Origin of the sequence: Nocardioides albus (assembly GCF_014648255.1) — a bacterium.
GTDB lineage: Bacteria > Actinomycetota > Actinomycetes > Propionibacteriales > Nocardioidaceae > Nocardioides > Nocardioides albus.
Genome location: NZ_BMQT01000008.1, coordinates 17,253 through 33,896, shown reverse-complemented (window position 1 = coordinate 33,896; position 16,644 = coordinate 17,253). Strand labels below are relative to the sequence as shown.

12 protein-coding genes are annotated in these 16,644 nt (G+C 70.2%); 7 read left to right on the top strand and 5 right to left on the bottom strand.

What is annotated here, in order from left to right; translation table 11 throughout:
* The first annotated feature begins 1 nt into the window (after window position 1).
* The gene (locus tag IEY84_RS17215; protein ID WP_183551033.1) at window positions 2-820 is read left to right on the top strand and encodes an ABC transporter permease; all 819 of its coding nucleotides are present in this window, start codon (window positions 2-4) and stop codon (window positions 818-820) included.
* Here the strand turns inward: IEY84_RS17215 and IEY84_RS17210 are convergent.
* Both IEY84_RS17210 and IEY84_RS17205 read right to left on the bottom strand, forming a co-directional pair.
* A complete protein-coding gene (locus tag IEY84_RS17210) occupies window positions 817-3,807 on the bottom strand; it encodes an ATP-binding protein (RefSeq protein WP_221209235.1) in 2,991 nt (996 codons plus the stop codon). The two genes, IEY84_RS17215 and IEY84_RS17210, sit on opposite strands and share 4 nt — an antisense overlap.
* A gap of 92 nt (window positions 3,808-3,899) precedes the next feature.
* Window positions 3,900-5,045 (bottom strand): FAD-dependent monooxygenase, encoded by a 1,146-nt coding sequence (locus IEY84_RS17205; protein WP_183551038.1) that lies wholly within the window; start codon window positions 5,043-5,045, stop codon window positions 3,900-3,902.
* Window positions 5,046-5,158: 113 nt separating this feature from the next.
* Here IEY84_RS17205 and IEY84_RS17200 point away from each other — a divergent pair, with 113 nt between their 5' ends.
* From IEY84_RS17200 to IEY84_RS17190, 3 genes are read left to right on the top strand one after another with little or no spacing between them, the layout of a single operon-like run.
* A complete protein-coding gene (locus IEY84_RS17200) occupies window positions 5,159-6,088 on the top strand; it encodes a GntR family transcriptional regulator (protein WP_183551041.1) in 930 nt (309 codons plus the stop codon).
* 47 nt (window positions 6,089-6,135) lie between these two features.
* Window positions 6,136-7,164, top strand: coding sequence for a threonine aldolase family protein (locus IEY84_RS17195; protein ID WP_183551044.1), 1,029 nt, complete (start codon window positions 6,136-6,138; stop codon window positions 7,162-7,164).
* 9 nt (window positions 7,165-7,173) lie between these two features.
* On the top strand, window positions 7,174-7,707 hold the full coding sequence (locus IEY84_RS17190; protein WP_183551046.1) for a barstar family protein: 534 nt from the start codon (window positions 7,174-7,176) through the stop codon (window positions 7,705-7,707).
* Window positions 7,708-7,829: 122 nt separating this feature from the next.
* Here IEY84_RS17190 and pheT read toward each other — a convergent pair whose 3' ends face one another.
* On the bottom strand, window positions 7,830-10,319 hold the full coding sequence (gene pheT / locus IEY84_RS17185; RefSeq protein ID WP_183551048.1) for a phenylalanine--tRNA ligase subunit beta: 2,490 nt from the start codon (window positions 10,317-10,319) through the stop codon (window positions 7,830-7,832).
* A complete protein-coding gene (pheS, locus tag IEY84_RS17180) occupies window positions 10,316-11,422 on the bottom strand; it encodes a phenylalanine--tRNA ligase subunit alpha (protein ID WP_183551051.1) in 1,107 nt (368 codons plus the stop codon). Before pheS ends, pheT begins: the two co-directional genes overlap by 4 nt.
* A 173-nt stretch (window positions 11,423-11,595) precedes the next feature.
* Between pheS and IEY84_RS17175 the strand changes: the two genes are divergently transcribed.
* From IEY84_RS17175 to IEY84_RS17165, 3 genes are read left to right on the top strand one after another with little or no spacing between them, the layout of a single operon-like run.
* Entirely contained in the window at window positions 11,596-12,393 is a 798-nt protein-coding gene (locus IEY84_RS17175) for an ABC transporter ATP-binding protein (RefSeq protein WP_183551054.1), read from the top strand.
* A 25-nt stretch (window positions 12,394-12,418) separates the two neighbouring features.
* Window positions 12,419-13,438: an iron-siderophore ABC transporter substrate-binding protein gene (locus IEY84_RS17170; RefSeq protein WP_183551057.1), complete on the top strand. Its 1,020-nt coding sequence runs from the start codon at window positions 12,419-12,421 to the stop codon at window positions 13,436-13,438.
* On the top strand, window positions 13,435-15,534 hold the full coding sequence (locus IEY84_RS17165) for an iron ABC transporter permease (protein WP_183551060.1): 2,100 nt from the start codon (window positions 13,435-13,437) through the stop codon (window positions 15,532-15,534). Before IEY84_RS17170 ends, IEY84_RS17165 begins: the two co-directional genes overlap by 4 nt.
* A 48-nt stretch (window positions 15,535-15,582) precedes the next feature.
* Here the strand turns inward: IEY84_RS17165 and IEY84_RS17160 are convergent, their stop codons facing one another.
* Window positions 15,583-16,641 carry a sensor histidine kinase gene (locus IEY84_RS17160; RefSeq protein WP_183551063.1) on the bottom strand — a complete coding sequence of 353 codons (1,059 nt, stop codon included), beginning with the start codon at window positions 16,639-16,641 and terminating at the stop codon, window positions 15,583-15,585.
* Between the last annotated feature and the right edge of the window lie 3 nt (window positions 16,642-16,644).

Sequence of the window (16,644 nt, the reverse complement as noted above, 5' to 3'; positions counted from 1 at the left end):
GATGGCTGCACTGATCTCCACGTACGCCGTTGCCGACCGTCCGCTCAGGGCACACCCGAGTGTGGGCGAGACGATCAGCCAGACGCTGACCATGGCCCGCCGGGCGTACATCAAGATGATGCGCAACCCCGAGCAGTTCTTCGACGTGACGATCCAGCCACTGCTGTTCACCGCGATGTTCGCCTACATCTTCGGCGGCGCGATCTCCGGTGACGTGCAGTCGTACCTGCCGACCATCATCACCGGCATCCTGGCCCAGACCGCACTGACCGCCTCGATGGCTCGCGGCACCCAGCTGCGCGAGGACATGGACAAGGGTGTCTTCGACCGGTTCAAGGCACTCCCGATCGCCCGGATCGCACCGCTGGCCGGTCCGGCGGTCGCCGATCTGCTCCGTTACGGGATCGCCGCGACGCTGACGATCGTGGTCGGCCTGCTGATGGGCTACCGGCCCGGTGGTGGCGTCGGCGGCGTGCTCGCCGGCTGGGCGCTGACCATTTTCGCCGGCTGGTCGCTGAGCTGGATCTTCACCTGGCTCGGCACGGTCATGAAGACCGCGGGCGGGGTCCAGGGCCTGGGCATGATGATCATGTTCCCGCTGACCTTCCTCTCCCCCGCCTTCGTGCCGAAGGAGACCATGCCGGACTGGCTGCAGCACTTCGTCGACGTCAACCCGGTCACCCTGGTCATCAATGCCACCCGCGACCTGATGAACGCCGGGGAGGTCACCATGAGCGTCGTCTGGGCGCTCGTCGGGTGCGCCGCGGTCGTCGCGATCTTCGCGCCGCTCTCGGTGTGGTCCTACAGCAAGAAGCTCTAGCCCCGCATCGATCCGCTCAACCGAGCGACCACGCCGCGGGCCTCGTCCATCAGGGCGGGCCCGCGGCGTTCGGCGTACTCCGTCTGGATCCGGGCCAGCACCCCGGGCGCGAGCCGCTCGGCATCCTCCACGACAAGGGTCCAGCGCATGTCGAGCGATGACCGGGCATAGCCGAACCGGTCGGCGAGCACTAGGAGGCGTACCGAGTCCTCCGACGGCAACACCTCACGCAACAGCCCGGTCAGGCCGATCGCGAGGAACGCCATGCCGGTGACGGGATAGTCCTGCGACTGACGTTCCTCGGCGACCAGCGACGGCGCCTTGGCCATCAGGACGTCGAAGAGATCGTCGCCGTCGGGGGCTGCGCCATGGCGCACGCAGGCCACCAGCGTGACCGCCTCGGCAGCGACCCGCCACGGCATCAGGTCCGGGTCCTGGTTGTAGCCGGGGAACGGCAGCCCGCCCATCGTCGCCACCATCTCCCGCAGCAGCGCCAACCCCTCCTCGGTCCTTCCCTGCGCCAGCAGCAGCTGCGCCCGGGCGCCGTGGATCGCGCCGCGGGACCCGAAGCCACCGCAGGACTGCTCGTGCTCGATCTCGTCGAGCATGGCGGCGGCCTCGTCGAGACGGCCCTGCTCCAGGACGTACGTCACCACGATCGCGTGGGTCTGGACGAGGTCGTCGTCGGCGCCCAGCCGACGCAGGACCGGGATCGCCTCGCGCGCGTGATGGGCGGCTTCGGAGAGACGGCCGAGCTGGGCGTAGAGACCGCTGAGCTGCGCGTGCAGCATCGCGTGCGGCCAGGGGCCGCCCTCGGTGCCCGCGAGGCGCAGTGCCTCCATCCCCGCGGCGACCGCGCCCTCGGCGTCGCCGAGGTTCTCGCGCTCGTGACTGAGGAAGGTGAGAGCACGGGCCCGCACGTCCGGGTCGGGGTCGAGGACCAGCTCGGACAGCTCATCCTCCAGGGACCGGTCGGGCCGGTCACCTGTGGCACCCGACATCGTCTGCATGATCTGCAGCATCACCCGCAGCTGTGGGTCCGCGGCGTCGGCCCCGATCCGGTCGAGGATCTTGCCGAGCCGCTCCAGATCGGACCCACCGGTGACCGCGGCACCGAAGAGCAGCAGCGCCAGGACCAGCCGGGTCTTCTCCACCGTCTGGGCAGGCGGCTCCCAGTCCTCGAGCAGATCGGTGACCGCACCGGCCAGCATGATCACCCGCGGGTGCTCGCCCGCGATGGTCCAGAAGACGCCCATCGCGCAGAAAAGGCGCACCACGGACTCGGTCTCGCCGTCGGTCAGGACCTGACGCAGGATGTCGGCCAGGTTGTTCTCCTCCGCGCGCAGCTCGTCCATCGCGTCGAACTGCTCCGCGGAGTAGATCCTGCCCGCGCTCGCGTCCGCGAACGCCACCGCCCATCGCCGCTGCGCGGATCGGGCCGCGGCATCCTCACCGGCATCGACCAGGTGCATGCGCCCGAACTCCCGCACGGTCTCGAGCATCCGGTAGCGGACCCCGCCACGGCCGTCGTCGACGACCGTGAGCAGCGACTGGTCGACGAGCTCCTCGATCGCGGCGAAGGTGTCGGCACCGAGCATCGCCTCGGCCGCCGCGAGGGTGAACCCGTCGTGGAAGACCGAGAGCCAGCGCATCGCTCGCCGCTCGCGCTCGGCGAGAAGGTTCCAGGACCAGTCGATCACCGCGATCAAGGTCTGGTGGCGATCGGGGGCGTTGCGGTCGCCGCCGCGCAGCAGCTCGAACCGGTTCTCCAGTCTCCGGGAGATGTCGTCGACCGACATCGCGCGTACCTTCACCGCGGCCAGCTCGATCGCCAGCGGAAGTCCGTCGAGCCGGGTGACGATCTCATCGACCTCGGTCTCGTCGAGGTGGACACCTGGACGGGCGGCGACCGCGCGACGCCGGAACAGCTCGCGACCGTCGTACGTCCCCAGCCGCCCGAGCGGGTAGACCCGCTCTGCGCCGATGGCGAGAGGGCTGCGGGAGGTCGTGAGGACCGTCAGGTCGCCCGCCGTGGCGACCAGGAAGGCGGCCAGGTCGGCGACGGCCGCCACGATGTGCTCGCAGTTGTCGAGCACCAGCAGGGTCGGCGGCCCATCGAGCTGGTGCGCGATCCGCGACCGCACATCGGCCCGCTGCTCGGGGGTGAGCCGGTCGCGCCGAGTGACCGAGTCACGCACGCCGAGGACCGAACCCACCTCGCTGACCAGATCGTCGGGCGCGGTCACCCCGACCAGCTCGACGAAGTGAACCACCGGCTGGTCGGCGCCGCGAGCGATCACCTGGGCCAGGCTGGTCTTCCCCAGCCCGCCAGGCCCCAGGATCGTGACGACCCGCGAGCTCTTCAGCAGGGCGGAGATCTCGGCGGTGTCCTGCTCGCGGCCGATCAGTGCGTCGGCGTCGTGGCGCAGCCCCGAGCGCACCGGGCGATCGCGGGCGAGCAGCTCGGCGTGGACGGCCCGCAGCCGCGGGCTCGGGTCGACACCGAGCCCCTCGGCCAGCCCGGACCGGTACGCCTCGAAGCGCTCGAGCGCCGCCGGCGCACCGTGGGTCGCGGCGACCGCCCGCAGGAGCGCCTCGGTGACCTCCTCGCCGGGGTCGAGCCGTTCGAGCCGTTCGAGGAGCGGGAGCGCCTCGGCGTACCTCTTCTCGGCGGCCAGCCTCAACGCCTGCGGCCGCAGCGACCAGGCGTCCACCTCGCCGGCCTCGAGGTCGAGGCGGTAGCCCCGGGGCGTACGTTCGATCGCACCGGGATCCGTCGCCGACCTCGCTCGGGAGACCACGACCTGGAGCGCCTTGGCAGGGTTGGCCGGGATGTCGTCGAGGCCCCAGATCTCCTCGACCAGAGCGTCCTCCGAGGCGCCCCGGGGGCCGGCCTCGACCAGCGCGCGAAACAGCGCCCTGATCCGCTCGCCGGCCACCGGCTCACCGTCCCAGGTGACCTCGTCCAGCACCCTCAGCGTCGTCACAGCCACCATTCTGCCATAGCGATATATCGCGTACGTACGGGATAACGCCTCTTCGACAAGGGCATCCCAACCCGCACGTCCCTCCGCCGACGCTAGCCGATCGCGTCGAGATCGATCAGGTTCTTGACCGCATCGAGGCGCCGGGTCGACTCGTCCGGATCGACCGTGCGCCGGTCGATGAGGGCGAGCTCCTGGTTGGCCTCGACGAACGTACGCATCCGCTTCTCGTAGCCGACGAACGCCTCGGCGTGGTCCGTAGCGCGCCCGAGCTCGACGGCGAGCACGTAGGCGCCGACGAGGGCAAGGCTCGTGCCCTGGCCCGAGAGCGGCGCGGCGCAGTGGGCCGCGTCGCCGAGAAGCACGGTGCGACCTCGGGACCAGGACTCCATCTTGATCTGGGCCATCGAGTCGAAGTAGAAGTCCTCGGCGGTCCACATCCGCTCAACGAGGTTCGGCACCTCCCACCCGAAGCCGGCCACGTGCTCAGCGACCAACCTCTTCTGCGCCTCGACGTCTCGGTAGTCATAGTCGATGGGGTCTGCGGCGAAGCCGAGGAAGATCCGCAGCTCCTTGTTGTCGCGCACGGTCATCACCGCACCACCGTCGGTGCCGTTGTTGATCCAGGTCTGCCAACGGTCCATGCCGAGGTAGTTCTCCTGGCTGAAGACGGACAGATAGGTGCCGAGGTGGTGGATGTAGGCGGCCTCGGGCCCGAAGACGAGCCGGCGGGTGTTGGAGTGGAGCCCGTCGGCCCCGACGACGAGGGCGAAGCGGCGCGGGGCGGCATTCTCGAACTCGACCTGGACGCCCTCGGCGTCCTCGTCGATCGCCGTGATCGAGTCGCCATAGACATACTCCACGCCCTCGAGGCGTTCGTGGACGAGTTCGACGAGGTCCTCGCGGAGGAGCTCGATGTCCTCGGTCTCGAGCCGCCCCGAGGAGAGCGCGAACTCCTCCGAGCGCATCAGCTCGTTGCCGTCGGCGTCGAGCATGTTCATGCCCTGGGACTCGTTTCGCAGTGCGCGAGCCGGGGCCTCCAGGCCCATGCGCCGTAGCACCGTGAGGGCTGCGCCGCGGACGTCGACGGCCTGGCCGCCGCGACGCAGCGCTGGGGCGCGCTCGACGACGACGGGCGTCAGGCCCTGCTCGCGGAGCCAGAAGGCCAGGGCGGCACCGGCGACGCCGGAGCCGGAGATGAGGACGGTGGCGGGGGCTTCGATACGCTGTACTTTTTCCATGGCCAGGACAGTAGCGATGTCCGTTCTGACCTGCAATTATATCGCCAATCTGACCTAGTTCAGCATGATCTGCACTAGGATCTGTCCTAGCACAGATCACGAAAGGTTCCACCGTGGCCGACCCGACCGGACCGCCCTATCTCCGCATCGCCGCCGAGCTCGGTCGACGCATCGACGACGACGAGCTCGAACCCGGCGACAAGGTGCCCTCGACCCGGCAGGTCGCCCAGGAGTTCGGGGTCGCTCTCGCGACGGCCACCAAGGCGCTCGACGTGCTCCGCGCCGACGGCCGGGTGATCACCCGGCCACGCTCCGGCACCGTGGTCGCACCGCGCGCCGAACCGACGAGGGGCCCCGGCGCCCGGCCACTCACCCGCGGACGGGTCCTGGGCGCGGCGGTCCGGATCGCTGACACCGAGGGATTGGAGGCCGTCTCGATGCGTGCGGTCGCCGGTCGATGCGGTGTCGCCCCGATGTCGCTGTATCGGTTCGTCGAAGGCAAGGACGAGCTGATCGCGGCGATGGCCGATGCGATCTACGGGACCGCCCAGTTCGAGGACGACCCCGAGGCTCCCTGGCGACGGCGCGCCGAATCGCTCAGCCGCGAGCTGTGGCGGCTCCATCGCGACCACCCGTGGCTGGGCCGCACCCAGCCGCTGACCCGTCCGATGATGCTCCCCCACCTGCTCCGCTTCGGCGACCGGCTGCTCGGGGCGCTCGAGGCCCTCGAGCTGTCACCGAAGACCCAGTTCGACGTGCAGGTGCTGGTCTACAACCACATCGCGGGCCTGGCCGCCAACATCGAGCGCGAGGACGAGGCGCTGTCCCTGACGGGAGTCTCCGCCGACGAATGGACCGACAGCCGCTACGTACCTCACTTCAGCGACGACACCTTCGCGACCCGCTTCCCCCACATCGCCCGCCTCTTCGGTCCGACCGGGCTGCTCTCGGACGGCTACGACATGGACATCGACGAGCTGTTCGAGCTCGGCCTCGGCCTGCTCCTCGACGGCATCGAGGCGCACGCCCGCCGGCACCGGTAGTCCGGGGCACCGGCGACCCTCGACCACACCCCGGCCAGAATGGGGCCGTGACCGTCGAACTTCGCTCTGACAACGCCGCCTCCGTCTCCCCCGCGATCTTGGAGGCGATGACCGCCGTCAACTCCGGCTCCGCGCTCGCCTACGGCGGTGACGAGGTGACCGCCGCGCTCGAGAGTCGGGTCCGCGAGGTCTTCGAGCACCCGACCGCCCGGGTCTTCCCGGTGCTCAGCGGCACCGCCGCCAACGCCCTCTCGCTCTCCGCGCTGACCCCGCCGTGGGGTTCGGTGGTGTGCCACGAGACCGCTCATATCCTGGGCAGCGAAGGCGGCGCGACGTCGTTCCTGAGCGGGGGCGCGGTGATGACGGGCATCGCGGGCGAGGGCTACAAGATGGCGGCCGACGCCCTCCAGGCCCACCTGGACGGCGTACGTTGGGGCGACCCGCACCACTCCCAGCCGACGGTGCTCTCGCTGACCTCGCCGTCGGACTACGGCACGGTCTACTCCGTGCCGGAGATCTCCGAACTCACCGGGATCGCGAAGACCCGCGACCTGCGGGTGCATCTGGACGGCGCCCGGTTCGCGAACGCTGTCGTGGCCACCGGCGCCACGCCTGCCGACCTCACCTGGCGCGCCGGCGTCGACGTGCTCTCCCTCGGCGCGACCAAGAACGGCGCCCTCTCGGCCGAGGCGATCGTCTGCTTCTCCGATGCCCCGGCGGACGAGCTCGTCTACCGCACGAAGCGCTCCGGCCACGTCACCTCGAAGATGCGCTACCAGTCCGCGCAGCTGCTGGCCTACCTCACCGACGACCTGTGGCTCCGCAACGCCCGTAACGCCAACGACCGGATGGCCGAGCTCGCCGCCGGCCTGGTGGAGGCAGGCGTACGCATCACCAACTCCGTCGACGCCAACCTGGCCTGGGTGGACCTCCCCGACGAGACCGCCGACCGCCTGGATGCGGCCGGGGTGCTCTTCTACCGCCTCGACGGGCGCGTCCGGTTCGTCACCTCCTGGGAGACGACCTCAGAGGACGTCGACACCGTCCTGGCCGTCCTCCGCGACGCGCTGACCTGAGGGACGCAGATGGCAGCCTTCGGCCCCGACGACTTCAGCCGGTACGACTACTCGCTGCTCCTCAACGGTGGCGTCTCACTCTTCTGGAGCAGGTCCGTCTGGGACGACGGGATCAGCAGCCTGACGACGCTCGGGTATCGAGTCGTACGGCTGTCGGCATCGAGGTGGACCAACAGCGCCGAGATGTTCCGTCAGCTCGCCGAGTCCTTGGACTTCCCGGACTATTTCGGGCACAACTTCGACGCACTCAGCGACTGCCTCGGCGACGTCGCGTCAGGCGACTACGGGGTCGGTCCAGCCGACACTGGCCTTGCCCTCGCCCTGGACGACTTCGATGCGTTCGTCGACAAAGACCAACGATCCGCGCAGACCCTGCTCGACATTCTCGAGAACCAGTCACGGCACGCCTTGCCCTTCGGCAACCGCTTCATCTGCCTAGCACGATCGGACGACCCAAGACTGGACCGGCGCCTGGAGCCGGTAGGAGCGACTCGCGTGAGCTGGACGACGCGAGAGTTCGTCGACAGGACCCGAGGCGTTTGATCAGGATGGAAGCCCCGCCGAGGACGTGCTCTGCCGCTTCCACACATATGCGCGGGATTGACGGCGCAGAGTGGACTGAACTGTGTCAGTTCCCCGCACGTGCGGGGAACTGACACAGAACCTCAGCGCTGGGTGGCGCCGGTCAGCTCGGCGGCCTTCGCGACCGCCGCCTCACGCGCAGCCGCGGTCTCCTCGGCCTTGAGCGTGCGGTCGGGAGCGCGGAAGCGCAGCGCGAAGGCCAGCGACTTCTTGCCCTCGCCGACCTGGTCGCCCTCGTAGACGTCGAAGAGCCGGACAGTCTCCAGCAGCTCCCCGGCGCCCTCGCGCAGCGCCGCCTCGACGGCGGCGACGGTGACGTCGACGGAGACCGTGAGCGCGACGTCTTCCTTGGCGACCGGCATGGTCGAGAAGACCGGGCCGGCGGCGGTGGCGGGCACCCTCGAGATCAGGAAGTCGAGGTCGATCTCGACCGCTGCCGAACGAGCCGGCAGCCCGAACGCCTTGCACACGTTGGGGTGCAGCTCGCCGGCGTGGCCGAACTCAACCCCGTCGACCGAGACGACCGCGCAGCGCCCCGGGTGCCACGGCGCCCGCGATGCCGAGCCGACCTCGACGGGGACTCCGAGCTCGGCGCCCAGGCGGCGTACGACGTCGATGGCATCCGACCACGAAGCGGCCTCCGCGGCACCCCACCAACCACCCCGCGTACGCTCCCCGGCGAGCACGACACCGAGGTGCAGCGGCTGGCGCGGGATGGCGGCGAGGAGCTTCTCCATCTCCTGCTCGGTCGGGCGCCGGTCGACGCCGTAGATCGGCGCCGCCTGGTCGACCGGGAAGGCGACGGTCGCGGTCTCGAAGAGGGAGACCCCGTCCTGACCTCGGGAGATGTTGCGCGCGGCGACCTTCAGAAGCCCCGGGAGCAGCGTGGTGGTGTAGCCGGGCTCCTCGCTGCTGAGCGGGTTGGCCAGCTTCACCGTCCGCCGCCGAACGTCGTCGGACGGCAGCCCGAGCGCGGTGAAGTCGGCATCGCCCACGAACGGGAAGTCGACGACCTCGACCAGCCCGGCACCGGCCAGGGCACGCCCGATCCGGCGGCGCAGCTGCTGGGCACGGGTCAGGCCACCACCGGTCGCCCGGCGCGGCAGCACCGAGGGAACCTTGTCGTAGCCGACGATGCGAGCGACCTCCTCGACCAGGTCGTAAGGGTCGGTGAGGTCGACCCGGTAGGTCGGGATGGTCGCGGTCAGCGAGTCACCCGAAACGGCGACACGCGCGCCGATCAGCTCGAGCGACTTCACCACCGTCGCCTCGTCGATGTCGAGCCCGATGATCCGGGCCGGCAGGTCGACCGGGATCGTGATGGTCCGGAACGGCTCGCGCGTCTCGAGCGAGGCCCCCGGCCCGACCTCGGAGACACCGGCGGCCTGGCCGCCACCGTGCTCGACGAGCAGCTCGACGACGCGCTGGGCCGCCGCGGGCGGCAGCAGCGGGTCGACGCCGCGCTCGAAGCGCTTGGACGCCTCCGAGGGGAGCTTGTGGCGCTTCTGGGAGCGGAAGACGGTGGTCGGGTCGAAGTGCGCGGCCTCGACCACGATGTCCGTGGTCGACTCCGAGATCTCCGTGGACGCCCCACCCATGACACCGGCGATGCCGATCGGGCCGGAGTCGTCGGTGATCAGCAGGTCCTCCTCGGAGAGCACCCGGACCACGTCGTCGAGCGTGGTGATCTTCTCGCCCTCGTTCGCCCGCCGCACCACGATGTCGCCGGACAGCTTGGCCCTGTCGTAGCAGTGCGTCGGCTGGCCGAGCTCCATCATCACGTAGTTGGAGACGTCGACGGCCAGCGAGATCGACCGTACGCCGGTGGCCTCGAGCCGCTTCACGATGAACTCGGGCGTCGGCGCGGCTGGGTCGAACCCGGTGATCACGCGGGTGACGAAGTGATCGCACCCGTCGTCCTCGAGGCGGACCGGGTAGCCCGACCCGTCGGCGACCGGGTAGTCGACCTGCGCCGGGTCGTGGAACGGTACGTCGAAGCCCAGCGCCGCGTCCCGCGCGATGCCGCGCATCGACAGGGCGTAGGCACGGTCCGGGTTGATCTCGAACTCGATGATCTCCTCGCCGAGGCCGAGCACCTCGCGGGCGTCGGTCCCGGGTGCGGGAGCGTCGGCCGGCAGCACGATGATGCCGTCGGCCTCCTCCCCCAGCCCGAGCTCGCGGGCGGAACAGATCATTCCGGCCGACATGTGGCCGTAGGTCTTCCGCGCCGAGATCTGGAAGTTCCCCGGCAGCACGCCCCCGGGCAGGATCACGACGACCTTGTCGCCCGGTTTGAAGTTGTGCGCGCCGCAGACGATCCCCTGCGGCTCACCGGTGCCGTTGGCGTCGCCGACGTCGACGGTGCACCAGTTGATCGTCTTGCCGTTCTTCTGCGGCTCCTTCTCGGCGGTGAGCACCTGGCCCACCACGAGCGGGCCCTCGATGCCGGCGCCGGAGGTCTCGATCGCCTCCAGCTTGAGGCCGAGCGCGGTCAGCCGGTCGGTGATCTCCTCGATGCCGAGATCGGCCGGCAGGTCGACGTACTCCTTGATCCAGGAGAGGGGGGCCTTCACAGTTCACTCCCGAATGCAGTAGTAAGCCGGACGTCACCCTCGAAGAGGGTGCGCAGGTCGGACAGGCCGGTGCGGAACATCAGGGTGCGGTCGATGCCCATCCCGAACGCGAAGCCGCTGTACTTCTCTGGGTCGACACCGCAGGCGACCAGGACGCGCGGGTTCACGATCCCGCAACCGCCCCACTCGATCCAGCCCTCGCCCTTGCAGGTGCGGCAGGTGACGCCATCAACGACCTGAGCGCCACGGCAGACGAAGCAGGTCAGGTCGACCTCCGCCGAGGGCTCGGTGAAGGGGAAGTACGACGGCCGGAACCGGGTCACGATGCCCTCGCCGAACATCTGGGTGGCGAAGTGGTCCAGGGTGCCCTTCAGGTTCGCCATCGAGATGCCCTCGTCGATGGCGAGGCCCTCGACCTGGTGGAACATCGGCGAGTGGGTCGCGTCGTACTCGTCGGTGCGGAAGACCCGCCCCGGGCACACCACGTAGATCGGCGCTTCGCGGGTGAGCATCGTTCGCGCCTGGACGGGCGAGGTGTGGGTCCGGAGAACCACATGGTTCTCGGCGGGCTCGGTCCAGAAGGTGTCCTGCATGGTCCGGGCCGGGTGGTCCGGGCCCAGGTTGAGGGCGTCGAAGTTGAGCCACTCAGCCTCGATGAGCGGGCCCTCGGCGACCTCCCAGCCCATCGCGACGAAGATGTCGGCGATGTATTCGGCGCCGGTGGTGAGCGGGTGTCGCCCACCGGACGGGTGCCGGTCGGTCGGGAGCGTCACGTCGACGGTCTCCTCGACCAGCATCCGCGCCTCGTGCTCGGCCTCGAGCACCTTCTGCCGCGCCGCGAGCGCCTGGTTGACCGCGCCACGGGCCTTGCCGACCCGCTGGCCGGCCTCCTTGCGCGCTGCCGGCGGCAGTGCGCCGATCTCGCGGTTGGCCAAGGCCAGCGGCGAACGGTCGCCCGCATGGTCGAGCCGTGTCTGCTTGAGCTCCTCGAGACTGGTCGCGGCGTCGATGGCCTTCAGCGCAGCATCGCGCGCGGCCTCGACCTCCTCAGCCTTCAAAGGTGTGACCTCTACCGGGTCATAGTCGGTGTTGGGACCGGACATCACTGGCTTTCGTCGCGTCGAGTGTGTGGCCACAGTCTAGGAATCCGGGTGCCCGTGACGCGAACCGGTAACCGGTAACCGATGTCGCGGGTCTGTCGCAAGTCCCAGATTTAGCCGACCGAATGGTGAGGCCCCCTGGACAACCCCGGAATTAGTTAGGCTAGCCTCACCTCATGCACCCCGCCCTTTCCGGTCATGACCTCGTCCTCGGCTACGCCCGTGCCACCGTGGTCCATGGCGTCTCGATCGGTCTCGAGTCGGGTCGTGTGACCGCCCTGATCGGTCCGAACGGCTCCGGAAAGTCGACGGTGCTGCGCTCCCTGGCCCGCTTGCACCGGGTCACCTCCGGGTCGGTCCAGCTCGAGGGCGCCGACAGCGCGCCGCTGAACGCACGGGCGTTCGCGCGCAAGGTCACCCTGCTCTCCCAGTCCCGTCCGCACCCCTCCGGCCTGACCGTCCGTGACGTCGTCGGCTTCGGGCGCCACCCCCACCGGCGGCGCTTCGCCGCGCTGACGGAGGAGGACCTCGCGAGCATCGACCGGGCGATGGAGCTGACCGGGACCGCCGCGATGGCCGACCGGGCGGTCGACCAGCTCTCCGGTGGCGAGCTGCAGCGCGTGTGGCTGGCCAGCTGCCTGGCCCAGGACACCGGCGTGCTGCTTCTCGACGAGCCCACCAACCATCTCGACCTGCGCTATCAGGTCGAGATCCTTGACCTGGTCCGCGACCTCGCGGACCACCACGGGACGGCCATCGGCGTCGTCCTGCACGACCTGAACCAGACCGCCGCAGTGGCGGACCAGGTCGTACTGCTGCACCACGGCGATGTGCACGCCGTCGGCGAACCCGCTGACGTGCTCACCGCCGAACACCTCTCTGAGGTGTACGGGCTCCCGATCGAGGTGACATCCGATCTGGAGACCGGGCGCGTCCGGGTCGAGCCACGCGGCAGGCATCACGCCCGGCTCTGACGCCGGCGGACACGAAGAGGAAACCATGTTTCGACGTACGACGACGACTGCTGCCCTGACGGCGGCCGGCGCCCTGATGCTGGCCGCCTGCGGACAGACCACGACCGCGGCCGACTCCGGCGACTCCGAGAAGAAGGCCTCTGCCGGCTGCGAGGGTGTCGCGACCTCCACGGGACCGGTCAGCCTGACCGACTCCTTCGGCAACAAGGTCGAGCTCGACAAGCCCGCCGAGCGGGTCGCGGTGCTCGAGTGGCAGCAGACCGAGGACCTGCTCACCCTGTGCGTGGACCCGGTCGCGGTCGCCGACGGCGAGGGCTTCCGCACCTGGGACAGCGCGGAGAAGCTCCCGAAGAGCGTCACCGAGGTCGGCACCCGGGGCGAGCCGAACCTGGAGACGCTCTTCGGGACCAACCCCGACCTGATCGTCGTCGAGGCCTACACCGCCGAGGACGAGATCCTCGAGCAGCTCGCCGAGTACGACGTCCCCGTGCTCGCCACCAAGGGCGCCGACGCCAAAGACCCCGTCGGGAACATGGTGACCACCTTCGAGATGATCGCCGAGGCGACCGGCCGCGAGGAGCAGGCCGACAAGGTCGTCGGTGAACTCGAGGACAAGATCGCCGCGTCGAAGAAGGCCGTCGCCGACGCCGGCGCCGCCGGGACCGAGTTCGTCTACTACGACGGCTGGGTCGACGGCGCCAACGTGGCCATCCGCCCCTTCGGCCAGGGTTCGCTGATCGGTGAGCTCGGCGAGGAGCTCGGACTGAAGAACGCCTGGACGGGCAAGGTCGACCCTGCGTACGGCCTCGGTCAGACCGACATCGAGGGCATGACCACGCTCGGCGAGGCGACCTTCTTCCACACCGGCACCGTCGACCCCGCCGGTGACGTGAACGCCGAGCTGGCCAAGAACAAGGTCTGGACGTCGATCCCCGCGGTGAGCGAAGGCCGCGACCACGCCTTCCCCGCGGGCATCTGGACCTTCGGCGGTCCCCGTTCGGCCGAGCAGGTGCTCGACGCGTACGTAGACCTGCTCACCAAGTGACCGATGCCGCCAACGCCCCGCGGGCGGGTGCCGGAGGTGCCTCTGTCGTCCTCCTGTGCCTGCTCGCCGGGCTGCTGCTGAGCGCCGGTTGGCACCTCACCCAAGGCACCTCGGGTGTGGGTCCCGCCGACTTCCTCGATGCGCTGCTGGGGCATGACCAGGCCCATGGCGCGACCGCGTCGACGATGGACATCATCACCGGTTCGCGGATCCCTCGTCTGGCCGCGGGTATCGCGGTCGGCTTCGCTCTCGGCGTCGCCGGAGCGCTCCTGCAGTCGCTGGCCCGCAACGCGATGGCGGCGCCCGACACGCTGGCCGTGACCGGTGGGGCCTACTTCGCCGTGACGCTGGTCGCCGCGCTCGGTCTGTCGGTCCCGCTGTGGGCCTCGGGCATCACGGCGTTCCTCGGCGGCCTCGTGGCCGCCGGCATCGTGCTGGCTCTCGCCGGTGGTGCAGGCACATCGACGACCCGTCTCATCCTTGCCGGCTCCGCCGTCGCGCTCGCCCTCCAGGCAGGTACGTCCACGCTGCTCATCCTCTACTCGGAGGAGACCACGAGCCTGTTCGCCTGGGGCAGCGGATCGCTGAGCCAGCTGGGGCTGCAGGCGTTCTGGCAGGTGGCACCGGTGGTGATCGTCGCAACGGTCGCCGGGCTGCTGCTGGCGCGCCGGCTCGATCTGCTCTCCGCCGGTGACGACGCCGCCTCGGTGCTCGGTGTGCCGGTCCGCTCCACCCGGGCGATCGGCACGATCCTCGCGGTGCTGCTCACCTCGGCGGCGGTGACGCTGGCCGGTCCGATCGGCTTCGTCGGTCTCTGTGCCCCGGTGCTGGTGCGCCTGCTGGGCCGGTTCGTACCGACCCTGAACCGGCATGCCGTCCTGCTGCCGGCCGCGGGGCTGGTGGGCGCTCTTGTCGTCGTCGTCGCGGACGTCGTCGTCCGTGCCGCGCTCGGCGCTGACGAAGCCATGTCCGTGCCGACCGGGGTGACCACGACGATCGCCGGTGCGGTCGTGATGGTGCTCCTCGCTCGCGGCGGACGCGACTCCGGTCCCACCAGGCGGCCGCCCGGTGCCACCGTCACGATCCGCAGCCGGGTCCGGTTCCTCGTCGTGCTCGTCCTCCTGATCGCCCTGACGGCCGGCGCCATCGTCGTCGCCCTGCTCGCCGGCCACCAGTGGCTCTATACCGGAGACATCGTCGCCTGGTTGCAGGGCGAAGGCATCCCGCTGGTCCAGTTCGCCCTCGACGAACGCGCGCCACGCGTTGCCGCGGCCGTCCTCGCCGGTGGCGCGCTCGCCCTGGCCGGCACCTTCGTCCAGGCCACCTGCCGCAACCCGCTGGCCGAGCCCGGGATCCTGGGCATCACCGGCGGTGCGGGGGTCGGTGCGGTCATCGTGGTGACCGGACTGTCGGCGGGTTGGAGCGGCGGCAGCTCCGCCGCGGCGTCGACCACGTCCGTACTCATCGCCGCGACGGTCGGAGCGCTGGTCGCCTTCGGTCTGGTCTACGGCCTGGCGTGGCGACACGGGATCGACACCGACCGGCTCGTGCTCATCGGCATCGGCGTCTGGTACGGCTCGGTCTCGCTCAGCACCTTCCTGCTCGTACGCTCCAACCCCTGGGACACACCGCGGATCTACACCTGGCTGTCGGGGTCGACCTACGGTCGCAGCTGGGAGCAGGTCATCCCGGTGGCGGTTGCCCTGGCCATCGCGGTTCCGGTGGCCTTCGTGGTACGCCGCGAGCTCGACCTGCTCACGCTGGACGAGGACACCCCGCGCCTCGTCGGGGTCTCCAAGGAGCGGGCACGGCTGTTGATCCTGCTGACCGCCGCGGTGCTCACCGCGATGGCCGTCTCAGCAGTCGGTGTCGTCGGCTTCGTCGGCCTGGTCGCCCCGCACATCGCCCGGGCGCTCGTCGGCGCCCGAAGCGCGCGGGTCGTCCCTGTCGCGATCCTGGTCGGAGCGTTGCTCCTCGTGGTCGCCGACACCATCGGCCGCACCGCGATCAGCCCTGCTCAGGTCCCCGCCGGCCTGGTCGTCGCGCTCATCGGCGCGCCGTACTTCATCTTCCTGCTGGCTCGGTCCCGCGCCTGACCACCGCCGACCCGGCGCCGGCTCGCGACAGTCGCGCCGGGTCGGCGTTCAGGTGGCGGGCTGATCCCGGGGCCAGGTGACCTCGATGCGGGCGCCGCCGGTCTCGGCGTCGGCGATCCTGACCGAGCCACCGTGGGCCTGGGTGAGACCGCCGACGATGTAGAGCCCCAGGCCGGAGCCGCCGCGAGCGCCGTGCTTCCAGAACTTGGTGAACACGCGCTGGCGCAGCTCGGTGGGGATGCCCTCACCGTGGTCCTCGACGACCAGCAGGACCTGGGCGGGGTCGTCCGGGCAGGCGCCCAGGGTCACCGTCACGACGCCGTCGCCGTGGCGTACGGCGTTCTCCACCAGGTTGGTGACGACCTGGGTGAACTTGTCCGGGTCGGCGTGGATCTCCAGCTCGTCCTCGGTCCCACCCTCGACCCCGCCCGCTACGTGGAGCTCGATCGGTCGCGAGGTGGCCGATCTGACCGACTCGACCACCCGGGTGACCAGCACGGCCGCGTCGCTACCACGTGGATACAGCTGCAGCCGGCCGGTGTCGATCCGGGCGACGTCGAGCAGCTCGGCGATGAGCCTCGAGAGCCGGTCGGAGTCCGAGGCGACCGTCTTGAGCATCAGCTTCTTCTGGTCGTCGTTGAGCTTGTCCCACCGGTTCAGGAGCGCCTGGACGAACCCCTTGACCCCGGTCAGCGGCGAGCGCAGCTCGTGCGCGACGGTGGCGACCAGGTCGGACCGCTCGCGGTCCAGGCGTTTGCGACCCCTGCCCGAGCGCAGCGAGATCGAGATCTGGTCGACCGGGCCGTCCAGGGACGGGCGCCGGATCGTCGAGACGACCAGCACCTCGGTGCCGTCGGGCAGCAGCCAGGCCTGTTCGGGGGTGCCGGTGACGGTCCGCAAGGTGTCGTAGGGCCGGTTGGCCTCGGCCCAGGTCTGCCCCTCGGTGTTGCTCAGGGTGAGTACGTCCCCCAGCGGCAGCCCCAGGCTCGCGTCCGGGTCCACGCCGAGCATCCGCCCGGCCAGGGTGGAGACCAAGACGACTGCTCCATCCGCATCGGCGACGACGACACCGTCGGGCAGGGCATCGGCGAGTTCTCTGGCGTCCACGCC